This window comes from Pseudonocardia sp. ICBG601, assembly GCF_020496245.1.
This window is the reverse complement of the sequence record NZ_JAHLJA010000152.1, coordinates 278546-293736: the sequence shown is the minus strand read 5'-3', so window position 1 is coordinate 293736 and position 15191 is coordinate 278546. Positions and strand designations below refer to the sequence as shown.

At 75.7% G+C, this 15191-nt stretch carries 12 protein-coding genes; 7 read left to right on the top strand and 5 right to left on the bottom strand.

What is annotated here, in order from left to right:
• Positions 1-79: 79 nt before the first annotated feature.
• The gene (locus tag KPL57_RS51720; protein WP_226352375.1) at positions 80-1045 is read left to right on the top strand and encodes an NADPH:quinone oxidoreductase family protein; all 966 of its coding nucleotides are present in this window, start codon (positions 80-82) and stop codon (positions 1043-1045) included.
• Between the two features lie 6 nt (positions 1046-1051).
• Here KPL57_RS51720 and KPL57_RS51715 read toward each other — a convergent pair whose 3' ends face one another.
• The 5 genes from KPL57_RS51715 to KPL57_RS51695 all read right to left on the bottom strand — a co-directional run bounded on the left by KPL57_RS51715 (position 1052) and on the right by KPL57_RS51695 (position 7743).
• A complete protein-coding gene (locus KPL57_RS51715) occupies positions 1052-2794 on the bottom strand; it encodes a hypothetical protein (RefSeq protein ID WP_226352374.1) in 1743 nt (580 codons plus the stop codon).
• Between the two features lie 285 nt (positions 2795-3079).
• The gene (locus KPL57_RS51710) at positions 3080-4888 is read right to left on the bottom strand and encodes a BCCT family transporter (protein ID WP_226352373.1); all 1809 of its coding nucleotides are present in this window, start codon (positions 4886-4888) and stop codon (positions 3080-3082) included.
• A 134-nt stretch (positions 4889-5022) separates the two neighbouring features.
• Positions 5023-6372, bottom strand: a complete 1350-nt coding sequence (locus KPL57_RS51705; RefSeq protein ID WP_226352372.1) for a serine hydrolase — start codon at positions 6370-6372, stop codon at positions 5023-5025.
• Positions 6373-6382: 10 nt separating this feature from the next.
• The gene (locus KPL57_RS51700) at positions 6383-7204 is read right to left on the bottom strand and encodes a DNA/RNA non-specific endonuclease (protein ID WP_226352371.1); all 822 of its coding nucleotides are present in this window, start codon (positions 7202-7204) and stop codon (positions 6383-6385) included.
• Positions 7201-7743 carry an Lrp/AsnC family transcriptional regulator gene (locus KPL57_RS51695; RefSeq protein ID WP_226352370.1) on the bottom strand — a complete coding sequence of 181 codons (543 nt, stop codon included), beginning with the start codon at positions 7741-7743 and terminating at the stop codon, positions 7201-7203. Before KPL57_RS51695 ends, KPL57_RS51700 begins: the two co-directional genes overlap by 4 nt.
• 172 nt (positions 7744-7915) lie before the next feature.
• Between KPL57_RS51695 and KPL57_RS51690 the strand changes: the two genes are divergently transcribed.
• The 6 genes from KPL57_RS51690 (at position 7916) to KPL57_RS51665 (ending at position 15032) form a co-directional block, all read left to right on the top strand.
• Positions 7916-10216, top strand: a complete 2301-nt coding sequence (locus tag KPL57_RS51690) for a pyruvate dehydrogenase (protein ID WP_226352369.1) — start codon at positions 7916-7918, stop codon at positions 10214-10216.
• Between the two features lie 68 nt (positions 10217-10284).
• Entirely contained in the window at positions 10285-11073 is a 789-nt protein-coding gene (locus tag KPL57_RS51685) for a sugar phosphate isomerase/epimerase (RefSeq protein WP_226357751.1), read from the top strand.
• Positions 11070-12149 (top strand): ABC transporter substrate-binding protein, encoded by a 1080-nt coding sequence (locus KPL57_RS51680; RefSeq protein ID WP_226357750.1) that lies wholly within the window; start codon positions 11070-11072, stop codon positions 12147-12149. The genes KPL57_RS51685 and KPL57_RS51680 overlap by 4 nt, the downstream gene beginning before the upstream one ends.
• Positions 12146-13177: an iron chelate uptake ABC transporter family permease subunit gene (locus KPL57_RS51675; protein ID WP_226357749.1), complete on the top strand. Its 1032-nt coding sequence runs from the start codon at positions 12146-12148 to the stop codon at positions 13175-13177. Before KPL57_RS51680 ends, KPL57_RS51675 begins: the two co-directional genes overlap by 4 nt.
• On the top strand, positions 13174-14238 hold the full coding sequence (locus KPL57_RS51670; protein WP_226357748.1) for an iron ABC transporter permease: 1065 nt from the start codon (positions 13174-13176) through the stop codon (positions 14236-14238). Before KPL57_RS51675 ends, KPL57_RS51670 begins: the two co-directional genes overlap by 4 nt.
• A complete protein-coding gene (locus KPL57_RS51665; protein ID WP_226357747.1) occupies positions 14235-15032 on the top strand; it encodes an ABC transporter ATP-binding protein in 798 nt (265 codons plus the stop codon). The genes KPL57_RS51670 and KPL57_RS51665 overlap by 4 nt, the downstream gene beginning before the upstream one ends.
• Positions 15033-15191: the final 159 nt, after the last annotated feature.

The following is a 15191-nucleotide window of genomic DNA, read 5'->3' as shown; positions in this document are numbered from 1 at the left end:
CCGCGGCCCGTGTGGACCATCCGCGCCCGTGGTTCGATGACCGGCGGACACCGCCGTCGGACCACGAGGGAGAGCACACGTGCGTGCAGTGCAGGTCAGCGAGCTGGACGGGCCGTCCGCGGTCCGCGTCGCGGAGGTCGAGCCACCGGTCCGCGGTGACGGCGAGGTCCTGATCGACGTCGCCGCGGCCGGGGTGAACTTCCCGGACGTCCTGCTGACCAAGGGGATGTACCAGTACAAGCCGGACCCGCCGTTCACCCTGGGCTCCGAGTGCGCCGGCACGGTGCGCGAGGCGGGCCCGGACAGCCGGTTCGCCGCCGGTGACCGGGTCGTCGCGTTCACCATGTCCGGGGTGTTCGCCGAGACCGTCTCCGCACCCGAGCAGCACGTCTTCCCGCTGCCCGACGAGGTGGAGTTCGCCGCGGGCGCCTGCCTGCCGATGAACTACCTGACCGCGCACTTCACCCTCGACACCCGTGGTGGCCTGCGGGCGGGGGAGACGGTGCTCGTCCAGGGCGCGGCCGGGGGCGTCGGGACCGCGGTGATCCAGCTGGCCGCCGCGATGGGGGCCACCGTCATCGGCGTCACCTCCACCGAGGCCAAGGCCGAGGTCGCGCGGCGCGCGGGCGCGACGCACACCGTCGGCGTCGACGGGTTCAAGGACGCGGTCAAGGAGCTCACCGGCGGTGCGGGCGTCGACATGGTCGTCGACCCGGTCGGCGGTGACCGCTTCACCGACTCGGTGCGCTGCCTCGGCCCGCTCGGCCGGCTCATGGTCGTCGGGTTCACCGCGGGTGACATCCCGACGGTGAAGGTGAACCGGCTGCTGCTGAACAACGTCGACGTCCGCGGGGTCGGCTGGGGTGCCTACGCGCTGGGCCGCCCGGACTTCATCCGCTCCGAGTGGGACGCGCTGCTCCCGCACCTGCGCTCGGGCGCGCTCGACCCGCTGATCAGCGAGAGCTTCGGCCTCGACGACGCCGCGACCGCCCTGTCCCGCATCGACGACCGCACCGTCACCGGCAAGGTCGTGCTGCTGACCTGAGCCGGGTCAGCCGGCCGGCTCGAGGTTGTGCCGGACCGCGGTGCGCGGCAGTGGCGCCGTGGTCTCGGCGGCCGCCGCCGCGGCGCGCGGCGCCGGGGTGGGGCCGACGTGGCGGTGCGGCGCCGGCACCACCACGGGCTCGGCGACGTGCAACCGGTGGCGGGCGGCCACCGCCCGCCCGGCCGGGCCGGTCGCGGTCAGCGCGTGCAGCGCCAGGGCCCGGTGCACCGGGACCTCGCAGCGGCGCAGGAAGCGGTCCAGCTCGCGCACGGCGTCGCCGGGGTGGCGGGCCAGCGCCCACGCGGCGAGCTCGGCCTCGGCGACGTCGGCCCGCACCCCGCTCATCCGCACGCACACGTACTCGACGTCCTCGTCGGCCAGCTCGCCCGGCGCGGGCAGGTGCATGCCCTGCTCGGTCAGGTACTCGTGCACCGCCCACAGCCCCATCGGGGTCAGCGCGACGACCGTGGGGTCCGGGTCGTCGCGGTGCGCGACCCGGGACAGCTCGTCGAGCTCGTCGGCGTCGAGGGTCTCGGTCAGCTCGATCGCGCCGAGCAGCTCGCAGGCGTCCAGCAGGGCGGTGACGTCGCGGCGCCACAGCCGCTGCTCGACGTCGCCGGCGAGGTCGTCGACCACGCAGCCGGCCTCGTCGTTGACGGCGTCGCGGACCTGGCGGTGGAAGTGCTCGAGCGGGACCTGCCCGCCGCCGGTGGCGTAGAGCCCGACCCACAGCATCGGGAACGCCTGTGACATCGACATCCCGAACAGCGACGGCGCCCCGAACACGTCGGTCCCACCCAGGCTGTCGCCGAGGCGCCCGACCGACTCGAACACGCGGCGCCACAGCTCGATCGGCCGGTTCAGCAGCGGTCCCGCGCTCTTGACCGGCAGCAGCCGCCCGCGCACCACACGGACCAGGCGCGCCGAGCGGGCCCAGCGCAGCAGCAGCGACACCTCGGGCAGGTCGTCGCTGGTGCGGGCGGTCTCGCGGTAGATGTGGTCGAGCTGCAGGTGCGCGGCGAGGTCGAGCGCGTCGGTGCGGTCGAGGCGGCCGTCGGAGGTGAGCCGGCGCCCGGCCCGCACCCACAGGGTCAGCTTGCGGAGCAGCTCGAGGGCCTCGGAGCGCTCCGCGGCGTCGACGAGCGCCGCGGCGCCGGGCATCGGCACCGGCGGCAGCTCCGGGTTCCACTCGGTGCGGGTGGGCCGCTGCGCCTCGCGCCGCATGATCTCGGCGAGCGCGTGCCGGTCGACGTCGGTCTGCCCGGCACCGGCGCGGTCGAGGAACCGCTGCACGGCGGCCGGGTCGGCCGGGTCGACGCCGTGGCGGTGCAGCTGCACGCCCCAGAACTTGCCGAGGTCGTAGTTGCGCTCGTCGGCGAGGCCGTCGTGCAGGGCGGGGGTGGAGTCGAGGACCTGACGGTGCAGCGCGTCCGCCGGGTGCGACTGCGGGTCGAACCAGTCGTGCTCGTCGACGAAGTCGACGAGTGCGTGGAAGGCGGGGGCGACGTCGTCGGGCTCGAGCACGGTCACCTTGCGCGGGAACCACATGCCCAGCGCGTCGGCGATGTGCGAGCGCGTCCAGCGGCCCAGCCTGCGGTCGCGCGCGTACTTGTAGTCCAGCACGGCGGCGACGAGCGCGGTGTCGACCTCGACGCGACGGCGGCGGGCCCAGAGGGAGAACTGCTCCAGCAGGCGGCTGCGGGCCTCGGCGTACCCCTGGTCGTCCCCCGGGGTGAAGACGAGACGCATCCGGCCCACTGTGTCAGGTCCCTCCCATCCGCTCCGGCTGCGGCGCAGCACTTTCCGATGATCGTCGGTGCGCGCGGGGGACGTGCACCGGGTGGTCGCAGGAGGTCCAACGAGCGCGGGCGGCCCGGGTCACTCCCGACCGCTCACCGTCGGTGGGCGGTCGGTCACGGGCCGTCCGATCGTCCGGCCGTCCCCGCGACCGTGAGCCCTCGACCCTGCCACGGACGACGACGGCCGGACACCCCGGGAGGGTGTCCGGCCGCCGTCGTGTGCGACGAGAGGTGGTCAGTCGCCGCCGACCGGGCTGTCGCGCCGTTCGGCGGTCGCCCGCGTCGACTCGTCGCCGGTCCGCCCGTCCGGTCCGTCGGCCCCGCCGGCCGCGACGGAACCGTGGCCGTTGCCGGAGCTGCCGTTGCCGTCGGCGGGCGCGTTCTCGTCGTCCGGGTCGAACGCGCCGACCTTGACGTAGAAGTTCTCGCCGTGGTTGTCGGTGGCCCAGTCGACCGCCTGCTCCAGCACCTGCGCGCCCTTCTCGTCCCGCAGCACGACCTTGTCGCGACGCAGGTCCTTGAACAGCGCGAAGCACAGCAGCACCATGATCACGACGAACGGCGCCGCGACCAGGATGGTCAGGTTCTGGATGCCGTCCAGGGCGTTCTCCCCGCCGGTGACGAGCATCAGCACGGCGACCGCACCCATGACCGAGCCCCAGAAGACCACGACCCACTTGCTGGGCTCGATGGTGCCGCGCTGGGACAGCGTGCCCATGACGATCGACGCGGCGTCCGCGCCGGACACGAAGAAGATCGCGACCAGGAGCATGACCAGCAGGCCGGTGAAGGTCGCCCACGGGTAGGCGGCCAGCATCTGGAACAGCTGGACGTTGGAGTCGTCGGAGAACTGCGTGCCCTGCTGGGCCTGGGTGATGGCGGTGCCGCCGAAGATGCAGAACCAGACCAGCGAGACCAGGCTCGGCGCGAGGATGACGCCGCCGACGAACTCACGGATGGTGCGCCCGCGCGAGATCCGCGCCAGGAACATGCCGACGAACGGCGTCCAGGAGATCCACCACGCCCAGTAGAAGATCGTCCAGCCGGAGAGCCACTCGAGCATCGGCTCGCCGCCGACGGCCTCGGTGCGCCCGACCATCTCGAAGAACTGGGAGAAGTACGCGCCGATCGACGTCGGGATCAGGTCGAGGATGATCACCGTCGGGCCGACGACGAACACGAAGAACGCCAGCACCGCCGCCAGCACCATGTTGGTGTTGGACAGCCACTGGATGCCCTTCTCGACACCGGAGACGGCGGAGAGGATGAACGCGGCGGTCAGCACGATGATGATCGCGGCGAGCACCCAGGGGCTCACCTGGCCGTCGACCCAGCCGACGGTCTGCATGCCGCCGCCGATCTGGAACGCGCCCAGCCCCAGCGAGGCCGCGGAGCCGAACAGCGTCGCGAAGATCGCGAGGATGTCGATGCCCCGGCCGATGGAGCCCTCGGCGGCCTTGCGCCCGATCAGCGGGATGAAGGCCTGGCTGATGAGCTGGCGGCGGCCCTTGCGGAACGTGGAGTAGGCGATGGCGAGGCCGACGACGGCGTAGATCGCCCACGGGTGCAGCGTCCAGTGGAACAGCGAGGTCGCCATCGAGGTCTGCAGCGCGTCGATGGTGCCGGGCTCGGCCGCGCCGGGCGGCGGCGACTGGAAGAAGGTCAGCGGCTCGTTCACGCCGAAGAACATCAGCCCGATGCCCATACCGGCGGAGAACATCATCGCGATCCAGGAGACCGTGCGGAACTCGGGCTCCTCGTCGTCGGCACCGAGCTTGATGCGCCCGAACCGGCTGAAGGCCAGGAACAGCGCGAAGGCGACGAAGGCGGTCGCGGCGAGGATGAAGCCCCAGCCGCCGCCGCGCATCAGCCCGCCGAGCATCGCCTCGGCGGTGGCGCCGAGGGTGTCGGCGCTGAGCAGCCCCCACAGCACGAACAGCAGCGCGAGCGCGGCGCCGACGCCGAACACGATCCAGTCGGTGCGGGGCCGGTCGTCCCCGGTCGTGTCCGGACGGCCGTCCGGTGGTGATTGGGCCTGTGTCATACGTGGTCACGCCCGCATGCCGGGCGTATCCCCCCTCCGCTCTCGTTCGTGCAGAAATGGTGCACAAGTCGTTTGTGTGCCGAAAGTGTAGGTACTGGACCGTCCCGTGTCGCTGTGCAAGCCGAACCGTGATGTCAGGCGGTGGTCCAGCCCTCGTCGGAGACGCCGCCGGGGACCGGTGCGGCCGGGTCGTAGGGGGTGCGGGTGAAGACGAACGTGGCCAGCCACAGGTGGTCGCGGGCGATCCGCAGGGTCTCCCCGGCGAAGTAGCCGTCCAGGCCGACCCAGGTGCTGTCCGGGCCGGGCCGGAACCGCGACGCGCGTCCGGGGCGCCCGAGACCGCCGAGATGCAGCAGCCCGCCGCCGACCGAGCGCAGCGCGTAGGGGGAGGGGCCCCAGAACCACGGTCCGAGCAGCTCGGGGTCGACCGGGCAGGGCTGCGGGGTCCACGGCGCGACGATGCGGGGCTCGGCGACGCGCAGGTCGTTCAGCAGCCCGGCGGCCAGCCCGCTGTCCATCCCGGAGGTGGTGTTGCCCATCGCCAGCGCGCCGGCGCCCTCCTCGCGGTCCACCCAGAGCCCGGCGAGGAAGCCGGGCATGGAGCCGCCGTGCCCGACCAGCGTCGTGGTGCCGCCGCCCTCGGGCCGCTCGAACCGCAGGACCTGCACGCCCAGGCCGTAGCCGGCCCAGACCGGCGAGGTCGGGTCGACGCCCGCGGGCAGGGTCATCTCCTCGACCGTGGCCGGGGAGAGCACCCCGCCGGTGTCGCCGAGCAGCAGCGCGCCGAGCCGGGCCAGGTCCGCCGCGGTGCACCACAGCTGCCCGGCGGCGGCCATCACCCCGGCGTCGTGCTCGGGCTCGGCCAGCACGAGGTCGGCCCACGGGTGCACCGCCCGTCCCGCCGCGGCGGGCTGCTGCGGACGGGTGGAGGTGCGGGTCATGCCCAGCGGGAGCAGCACCTCGTCGCGGGCGACGTCGGTCCAGGCGCGGCCGCGGAGGCGGGCGACGACCTCGCCGAGCAGCCCGAACCCGAGGTTGGAGTAGTGGAAGCGGCGCGCGGCGGGCAGCACCCGGTCGGCGTCGCCGAGGCCCAGCTCCTCCAGCGTGCCGCCGGGGGTGCGCTCCCACCACTGGCCGGGGCTCTCGGAGCCGGCCCCCGCGAGGTGGGACAGCAGCTGGCCCAGGGTGCGGTCGCCGAGCGGGGTGCCGGGGAGGTGCCGGTCCAGCGGGTCGTCGAGGTCGAGCAGTCCCTCGTCGCGCAGCCGCAGGACGGTGACCGCGCAGACGGTCTTGGAGATGGAGCCGATCCGGTACTGGACGTCGTCCGGGCCGGCGCCGTCGGGCAGGTCCCCGCGGCCGGCGTGCCAGGCCAGGGCGCCGTCGCGGACCACGCCGGCGACGAGCGAGGGGACGCGGCCGTCGCGCTGGGCGCGGGCGACGCGGGCGAGCAGGGTGCGCTGGGTGCTGGGGAGCAGCTCGGTCACGGGGGCGAGACTAGATCCCCCGGATGTCGGCGAACGACCGCAGCCGGACCGCCCGCTCGGACAGCGCGGCGGGCACCGGCTCGGGTACCGGCATCCGGTCCGCGGCGGTCAGCGGGCCCAGGTCGAGCCCGGTCAGCTCGCCGATCCGGGCCACCGGCACCTGGAAGGTGCGGTACGGGCCCAGCGGTGGCGGGTCCCCGGCCGGCGGCTCGGCGAGGTCGCCGAGCTGGGGGGTCTGGTCCAGCAGGTAGGCGGTGGTGCCGAGCGCGCCGCCGGTGACGAAGGCGCCGATCTTCCAGAACAGCCGCGGGATGCGTACGCCGCGGTACTCCGGGTCGTCGTCGGCCAGCACCGGGCCGGTGAACACCACGAGCCGCCGGTCGTTGTCGCCCGCGTTGTCGAGCAGGTAGTCCTCCAGCCCGCCCCAGGTCTCCTTGTCCTGGTTGAACGCGGCGGCCTGCGGGGCGGCGTTGGTGTAGTGGAACGTGTCGGACTCCGCCGTCGCAGCCTCGGCGGCCCCGCCCCACACCGGGTCCTGGCGGCGGACCAGGTGGCCGCGGTCGAGGTCGTTGTCGGCGTAGAGCTCGGCGCCGGCCTGCTGCCCGGCGGGCAGCCGGTCGTCGAGGCGCCAGTCGTCGGAACGTTCGAGCTGCCGCAGGGTCGCCCCGTCGATCGCGACGGCGGTGGCCGCGGCCAGGCGCCGGTCGGGCCGGTGCAGCGTCGTGAAGTGGGTGTAGGGGAGCAGCACGGTGTCGGTCCCGGGCAGCGTCGGCATCGGCGTCGCGACGCCGAGGAAGTCCGGGTCGAAGCCGGGGGCGGCGGGGGCGCTCATCGGCGTGACGCTAGCGGTGCCGGGTGAACGACGGGTGCGCCTGCGCCGCCGTCGGTCAGGCGGCGCAGCAGCGGGGCGGTGCGGAACCCGACCAGCGAGCGCATGACCAGCGATGTGGACGTGCGCTCCACCCCGTCGATCGCGAGCAGGTGCCCGGCGATCCGGTAGAGGTCGTCGGCGTCGCGGGCGACCAGGTGCACCAGCAGGTCCTCGGGGCCGGAGACGCCGTGCACCTCCAGCACCTCCGGTACCCGGTCCAGTGCGTCGGCGACGGCGGCGAGCTCGCGCTGCACCACCCGCACCCTCACGAACGCGGTCAGCGGGTAGCCGAGCGCCGCCGGGTCGACCCGGCGCTCGAAGGTGTCCAGCGCGCCGAGCCGGTCCAGCTTGGCCAGCCGGGCCTGCACGGTGTTGCGGGACAGGCCGACCCGTTCGGCGAGGGCGAGCACCGTCGCGCGCGGGTCCTGCGCCAGGGCCAGCAGCAGCCGGGCGTCGTGGCCGTCGAGCGCGGCCCGCCCATCGCCGGTCGTTCCCGTCACGTGGTGCCCCTCCTCGTGTCCGCGGGTGCGCATTATGCCGCCCCGGCGCGCGTCCCGCCCGGCCCGTCGCGTGCACTCTGCTCAGTCGTGTGGGCTGTGGTTGTGCACTCGTCGGTGTGGTGGTGGGCTGGCTGGGCAGGCTGCATGAGCGACGAGGCTGGAGTGGTGGGCGATGGGCACGCAGACGGTGACGACGGACACGCTCGTCGAGATCGAGAAGCGGGTGCTGTGGCTGTCCACCGCGATCGTCGACGCGGCCAACCGGCGCGGTGACCCCAGCGGGCTGAAGGTGGGTGGGCACCAGGCGTCGTCGGCGTCGATGACCACGATCATGACCTCGCTGTGGTTCGAGCACCTGCGGGCCGGGGACCGGGTCTCGGTCAAGCCGCACGCCTCGCCGGTGCTGCACGCGATCAACTACCTGCTCGGCGAGCTCGACGAGCGCTACCTGGGCACGTTGCGCGCCTTCGGCGGGCTGCAGTCCTACCCGTCGCGGTCCAAGGACCCCGACCCGGTCGACTACTCGACCGGCTCGGTGGGGATCGGCGCGACCGCCCCGATCTGGGGTGCGCTGGCCCGCCGCTACGTCGACACCCACTTCGGGGGCGCCGGACAGGGCAGGCAGTACTCCCTGGTCGGCGACGCCGAGCTCGACGAGGGCGCCGTCTGGGAGGCCATCCTCGACCCGATGGTCGGTGAGCTGGGCGAGGTCGTGTGGATCGTCGACCTGAACCGGCAGTCCCTGGACCGGGTCGTCCCCGCGATCGGCGCGCCGCGGATCGAGGGCATGTTCTCCGCGGCCGGCTGGCAGGTCCTCACCGTCAAGTACGGCAGGCTGCTGCACGAGCTGTTCGACCGCCCCGGCGGCGACGCGCTGCGCGCCCGGATCGACACCATGCAGAACGCGGAGTACCAGCGGCTGCTGCGCTGCGACGCCGACGAGGTCCGCACCCGGCTCCCCGACGGGCACGCCGACCTGGAGGAGCTCGTCGCCGGCCTCGACGACGACACCCTGCTCGCCGCGGTGCGCAACCTCGGCGGGCACGACACCGCCGCGCTGCGCGACGCGTTCTCCGCGATCGACGACACCCGGCCCACGGTGATCCTCGCCTACACCGTCAAGGGCCACGGCCTCGCGACCGCGGGCCACCCGCAGAACCACGGCTCGATCCTGAGCGCCGACCAGGTCCGCGAGCTGGCCGACGCCGTCGGCGCCGACCCCGACGACCCCTGGCGGCGCTTCGACCCGGAGTCCCCGGCGGGCGAGGTGGTGGCCGGCGCGGCGCAGCGGCTGCACCGCGACCCGGTCGACGACCAGCCGGTCCCGCCGCTGCCGACCGACATCGGGCGCACCCCGACCGGGCGCGCCACCACCCAGGCCGCGCTCGGCCGGGCCCTGCTCGACCTCACCCGCGAGGCCCCCGAGGCGGCCGGCCGGGTGGTCACGCTCTGCCCGGACGTGTCGTCGTCGACGAACCTGGGCGGCTGGGTGAACAAGGTCGGCGTCTGGTCCACCGCGGAGCGCAAGGACTGGTTCGACGACGACCCCGAGACGATCCTGCACTGGCGCGAGCGGCCCACCGGCCAGCACCTGGAGCTGGGCATCGCCGAGGGGAACCTGGTCGGGGCGCTGGGGGAGCTGGGGGCGACCTGGTCGCGCTGGGGCCGTCCGGTGCTGCCGATCGGGGTGCTCTACGACCCGTTCGTCGAGCGCGCGCTGGAGCCGTGGTCGTTCGGCATCTACGCGGGCGGCCAGTCGATCCTCGTCGGCACGCCCTCCGGGGTGTCGCTGGCCCCCGAGGGCGGTGCCCACCAGTCGGTGACGACGCCGTCGGTCGGGCTGGAGCAGCCCGGCTGCGTCACCTACGAGCCGGCGTTCGCCATCGACACCGAGTGGACGCTGCTCGCCTCGCTCGCCCGGCTCGGCCGCCCGGACGGCACCAGCGCCTACCTGCGCCTGTCGACGAGGCCGGTGGACCAGACCCTCGCGGCGGTCCCGGCCGATCCGGCCGCGCGCGAGCGGCGCCGGCGCCAGGTGGTCGCCGGGGCCTACCCGCTGCGTCGCGCCGCGGGCACGCCCGCGCTGACCATCGCGGTCGCCGGGGCGCCGACGACCGAGGCACTCGCCGCGGCGGACCGGCTCGCCGAGCTCGGCCACGATGTCGACGTCGTCGTGGTGACCAGCCCGGGGCTGCTGTTCGACGCCCTGCAGGCCCGCGCCGGACGCCCCGCCCGTCCGCAGGCCGAGCCGTGGATCCTGGAGTCGGCGTTCCCCGCGCGCCGGGCCGCGCCGCTGGTCACCCTGCTCGACGGGCACCCGCACACCCTCGCGTTCCTCGCCGGGGTCAACCGGGTCCCGGCGACGCACCTGGGCGTGCACCGCTTCGGGCAGTCCGGCGACCTCGCCTCGGTCTACGCCCACCACGGGCTCGACGCGGACACGGTCGTGGCGGCCGGGCTCGACCTGCTCTAGGCGGAACCGGACACCGGGTGACGTACGTCGCTGGATCACACAAACGATAATGACTACGGTTACAGACCATGCTGCTTCTGGGGTTGGCGTCGGTCACCTTCCGTGAGAGATCCGTTCCGGACGTCGTGCGCCTGGCGGTCGACGCCGGCTCCGAGGTCGTCGAGTGGGCCGGGGACCGGCACGTCCGCCCCGGTGACCGGGCGGCGGCGTCGGCGGCCCGCGGTGCGTGCGCGGGTGCCGGGCTGCGGATCGGGACCTACGGCAGCTACCACAAGGCCGGCGCGTCCGACCCCGGCGAGTTCGACGCCGTCGTCGCGACGGCGGCCGAGCTCGGCGCCCCGCGGGTGCGGGTCTGGGCGGGGACGTCGGCCTCGGACGACGTGTCGCCCGCCGCGCGCGCCGCCACCGTGGACGCGCTGCGGCGCTGCGCCGACGCCGTCGCCGAGCGGGGGATGGGGCTGCTCGTCGAGCACCACGTCGAGTCCCTCACCGACGGCCTCGACACCGCGCTGAGGCTGCGCGCCGAGGTCGGCCACCCGGCCCTGGTCACCCACTGGCAGCCCCGCGAGCTGCCCGACACCGACGCCTGCCTGGTCGAGGTCCGTGCGCTGCGCCCGGCCACCGTGCACGCGTTCTCCTGGGGGGCCGACGGCTGGACCGAGCGGCTGCCGCTCGCCGACCGCGCCGATCTGTGGGCCCCGGTGCTCGCCGAGCTCACCGCGCAGTCCCGCGACGACGGCACCGACACCGAGGTGCTGCTGGAGTTCGTCCCCGGCGACACCGCCGCCTCGCTGCGCCGCGACGCCGCCGCGCTGCGCGACCTGCGGGCCGGACGCGACCTGGCCGGTGCGCGATGAGCGCCCGCCCCCTGTCCGCCGGTGCCGCCGCCCGGTCCGCCGCACCTGCTCGCGCCGTTGCTGCCGCCCGGTCCACCGCCCGGCCGGCCCGTGCCTCCCGGATCGCCGCGCTGCTGCCGGTCGCGGTGGTCGCGCTGCTGCTCGCCGGGTGCGGCGGGACGGCCGCGCCGGAGGCGGCCGCCGAGCGGCCCGCCGTCAGCCGCGACGTCGCGCCGCTGGAGCCGGCGCTCTCGGTCACCGACCCGCGCGGCACCGCCGTCACCGTGCCGGCCCCGCCGACGCGGATCGTCTGCCTGACCGGCCTGTGCGACGACATGGTCGTCGAGCTGGGGCTCACCCCGGCCGGCACCTCCACCCCGGCCCTGCTGAAGAACCCCGTGCTGCTCGGCGACCGCGCCGCGCAGGTCCCGACCGTCGCCGGCAGCTTCGGCAGCGAGGACGTCGAGTCCATCGCCGCGCTGCGCCCCGACCTCGTGATCGGCCTCGGCGGGGTGCACGAGCCGCTGCGTGCGGCCGTCGAACGCTTCGCCCCGCTCTGGCTGGTCCAGCCCACCACCTGGGAGGAGTCCGTCGGGTACCTGCGTGCGCTCGGGTCGCTGACCGGACGCACCGGCGAGGCCACCGCCGCGGAGCAGCGCTTCCGCACCACCCTCGCCGACGGCGTCGAGCAGGCCCGCGCCACCGGCCGGGCCGACCGGAAGGTGCTGCTGATGTACGGCAGCGCCGACACCATCGGCGTTGACACCACCGACACCGTCAACGGCGACCTGCTCGCGACGCTCTACGACTACCCGTTCGTCCCGCGCGGCGCCGACGTCGAGACCGCCAGCACCTACAGCGTCGAGGAGATCCTCGCCCGGGGGCCGGACGTGGTGTTCGCCTACTCGCTGCTGTTCTCCTCCGCCGACCGCACCCTCACCGACCAGCTCGCCGACAACCCGGTCTGGCAGCAGGTCCCGGCCGTGGCGGCGCGGCAGGTGCACGAGATGGACCCCCGGCTGTGGGGCAGCGGCCGCGGCACGCGCAGCCTGGGCGCGATCGTCACCCAGTCGCTCGCGGCGGTCCCCGGCCGGTGAGACGGGCCCTGCTGCTGCTCGCCGTCGCGCTCGGGGCGGTGCTGCTCGCCGCGCTGGTCCTCGGGACCGGCACCCCGGCCGTCGCCCCGCACCGGCTGCCCGCCGTGCTGGGCGCGGCGGGCGGGATCGAGCACGTCGTCGTCACCGAGCTGCGGGTGCCGCGGCTGCTGCTCGGCGTGCTCACCGGTGCCGCGCTCGGGCTGGCCGGGCTGCTGCTGCAGGACGGCCTGCGCAACCCGCTCGCCGTCCCCGAGCTGCTCGGGGTGTCCTCCGGCGCGGCGGCCGCGGTGGCGGTCACGATCGTCACCGGGGCCGCGGTCCCGTTCGCGCCGCTACTGCCCGCCGTGGTCGGTGCGGTGACCGGGGGAGCGCTCACCCTGCTCGCCGTCCGCGGCGCCGTCGGACCGGCCGCGGTCCTGCTGATCGGGGCCGGGGTGGGCGCGGCGCTGCAGGCGCTGCTGCTCGCGGCGGTCGCGATGACCGGGTCGTCGGAGCAGGGGGTGCTGGTGCGCTACCTGCTGGGCTCGCTGACCGGCACGACGTGGGCGACGGTGACGCCGGTGCTGCCCGCGCTGGCGGTCGCGTTCGTCGCGGGGATCGCGGTGCTGCCGCTGCTGGGGCCGCTGCGTCTCGGCGACGACGCCGCCTCCGCGCTGGGCCTGCGCACCGGCGCGGCCCGGGCGGCGGTGCTGGGCGTGGCCTGCCTGCTCGTCGCCGCCGTCGTCGGTCCGGCCGGGCCGGTCGCCTGGGTCGGTTTCCTCGCCCCGCAGCTGGTGCGGGTGCTGCTCCCCGCGGCCCGGCCGCTGCCCCGCGCCGCGGCCTGCGCCGGGGCGGGCGCGGCCGTGGTCGTCGTCGCGGACCTGCTGGCCCGCACCGTGCTGTACCCGGTGGAGCTGCCGGTCGGCGGCTTCACCGCCGGGGTCGCGATCGTCGCGGGCGGGCTGCTGCTGGTGTGGCGACGCCCGCGGGCCGCCCGCACGGCCGGTCCCGCCCGCACCGACCGTACCGCCGCGGCGGTGGACCGGTGAACCGCTCGGTGGGCCGGGGCGCGACGCTCGCGGCCCGGTTCGGGCTGCTCGGACTGTGCGTGGCGGTCGCCGCCCTGGCCGGGCTCCTGGTCGGCACCGCCGTCGGGCCCGGCACCGCGCTCGCGGCGCTCGCCGGGGTCGCGGACCCGCTGTCCACCGACCTCGTCCGGGAGCTGCGGGCGCCGCGGGTGCTGGTCGGGCTCGCGGCCGGTGCCTGCCTCGGCGTCGCCGGGACGGTGCTGCAGGCGGTGCTGCGCAACCCGCTCGCCTCCCCGGAGGTGACCGGCGTCGGCTCCGGTGCGGTGCTCGGCGCGGTGCTGGGGACCGTGCTCGGCGGGCCCGTCGGCACCCCGCTCGGCGTGCTCGCCGTGGCCCTGCTCGGCGGGACGCTCGGCGGCGGGGTGCTGTGGCTGCTCGCCGGCCGGGCCGCGGGGCCGGGCACCGCGGACCCGCTGCGGCTCGCCGTCGTCGGGGTGCTGGTGTCGGCGGTGCTCGGCGGGACGACGTTGCTGCTGCTCACCGCCCGCCCGCAACTGGCCGGGTCGATGGTCCGGTGGCTGGTCGGCTCGCTCAACGGGCGTGGCTGGGAGCACTGGGCCGCGCTCTGGCCGGTCGCGCTCACCGCGGTGGTCCTCGCGGTGCTGCTCGGCCCGGTGCTCGCCGTCCTCGGCGTCGACGACGACCACGCCCGCGGCGTCGGCCTCGCCGTGTCCGGGTGGCGCTCGGCCGCGGTGCTGCTGGCCGTGCTCGCCACCGGCGGGGCGGTCGCGGCGGTCGGGGCGCTCGCGTTCGTCGGGCTGCTCGCGCCGCACCTGGCCCGTGCGGTGCTCGGGGTGCGGGGCGCGGCCGACCCGCGGCTGCTCGTGCCCGCGGCCGCGGCGGCCGGGGCGGGGACGGTCGTCGCGGCCGACGTCGTCGCCCAGCTGCTGACGGCGCTCGCCCCGGCCGGTGACCGGCCGATCGGGGTGCCCGCGGGAGCGGTGACGGCGGTCGCCGGCGCGGTGGTGCTCATCGGGATCGTCCGCCGACGGTCCCGCACGACGGTGGGAGGTGCGCTGTGACGGTGCTCAGGGCCGAGGGGGTGACGGTGCGCTTCGACGGGCGCACCGTGCTCGACGGCGTCGACCTGGCGGTCGCCCGCGGGCAGTGGCTGTCGCTGGTGGGGCGCAACGGCTGCGGGAAGACCACGCTGCTGCGGGTGCTCGCCGGGCTGCACCGGCCCGACGCGGGCGCCGTGCACCTGGCCGACCGGCCGCTGGCCGGGACCCCGCGCCGGGAGGTCGCGAAGCGGGTCGCGGTGCTGCCGCAGGCCCTGCCGCCGCTGGGCGGGGTGACGGTGCGGGCGCTCGTCGCGCAGGGCCGCTACGCCGTCCGCGGGCCGCTGGGCATGCTCGGTGGCGGCGCCGACGCGGCGGTCTCCGACGCACTGGCGGCCACCGGCACCGAGGCGTGGGCCGACACCCCGGTCGAGCTGCTGTCGGGCGGGGAACGCCAGCGGGTGCGGATCGCGCTCGCCCTGGCCCAGAACGCCCCGGTGCTGCTGCTCGACGAGCCCACCACCTACCTCGACGTCCGTCACCAGCTGGAGGTGCTCGACCTGGTCCGGGAGCTGCAGGGGCAGCGCGGCCTGACCGTCGTCGCGGTGCTGCACGATCTCGCCCAGGCCGCGCGGTGCGCGGACCGGATCGTCGCGCTGCGCGACGGGCGGGTGCACGCCGACGGGGCCCCCGGCGACGTCGTCGACGAGCGGCTGCTGGCCGAGGTGTTCGGGGTGCGTGGGGTCGTCTCGACCCACGAGGGACGGCTGACCTGCAGCTACCTCGACGCCGACCCGGCCCGCAGCGTCAGCGCCTGAGCCCGGCGTCGGCGCCCTGGTCCGGAGTCGGCGCGCCGACCCCGGCAACTGCGTCCGACCCCGGCCGCGGCGCCCGCGTCGCCGGGCGTCGCGTTGTCGTGGTTCCGGCCACCGTGTCGTCACCGCCGGCGGCCGGCCGACGATCGCGCGGGACCCGCG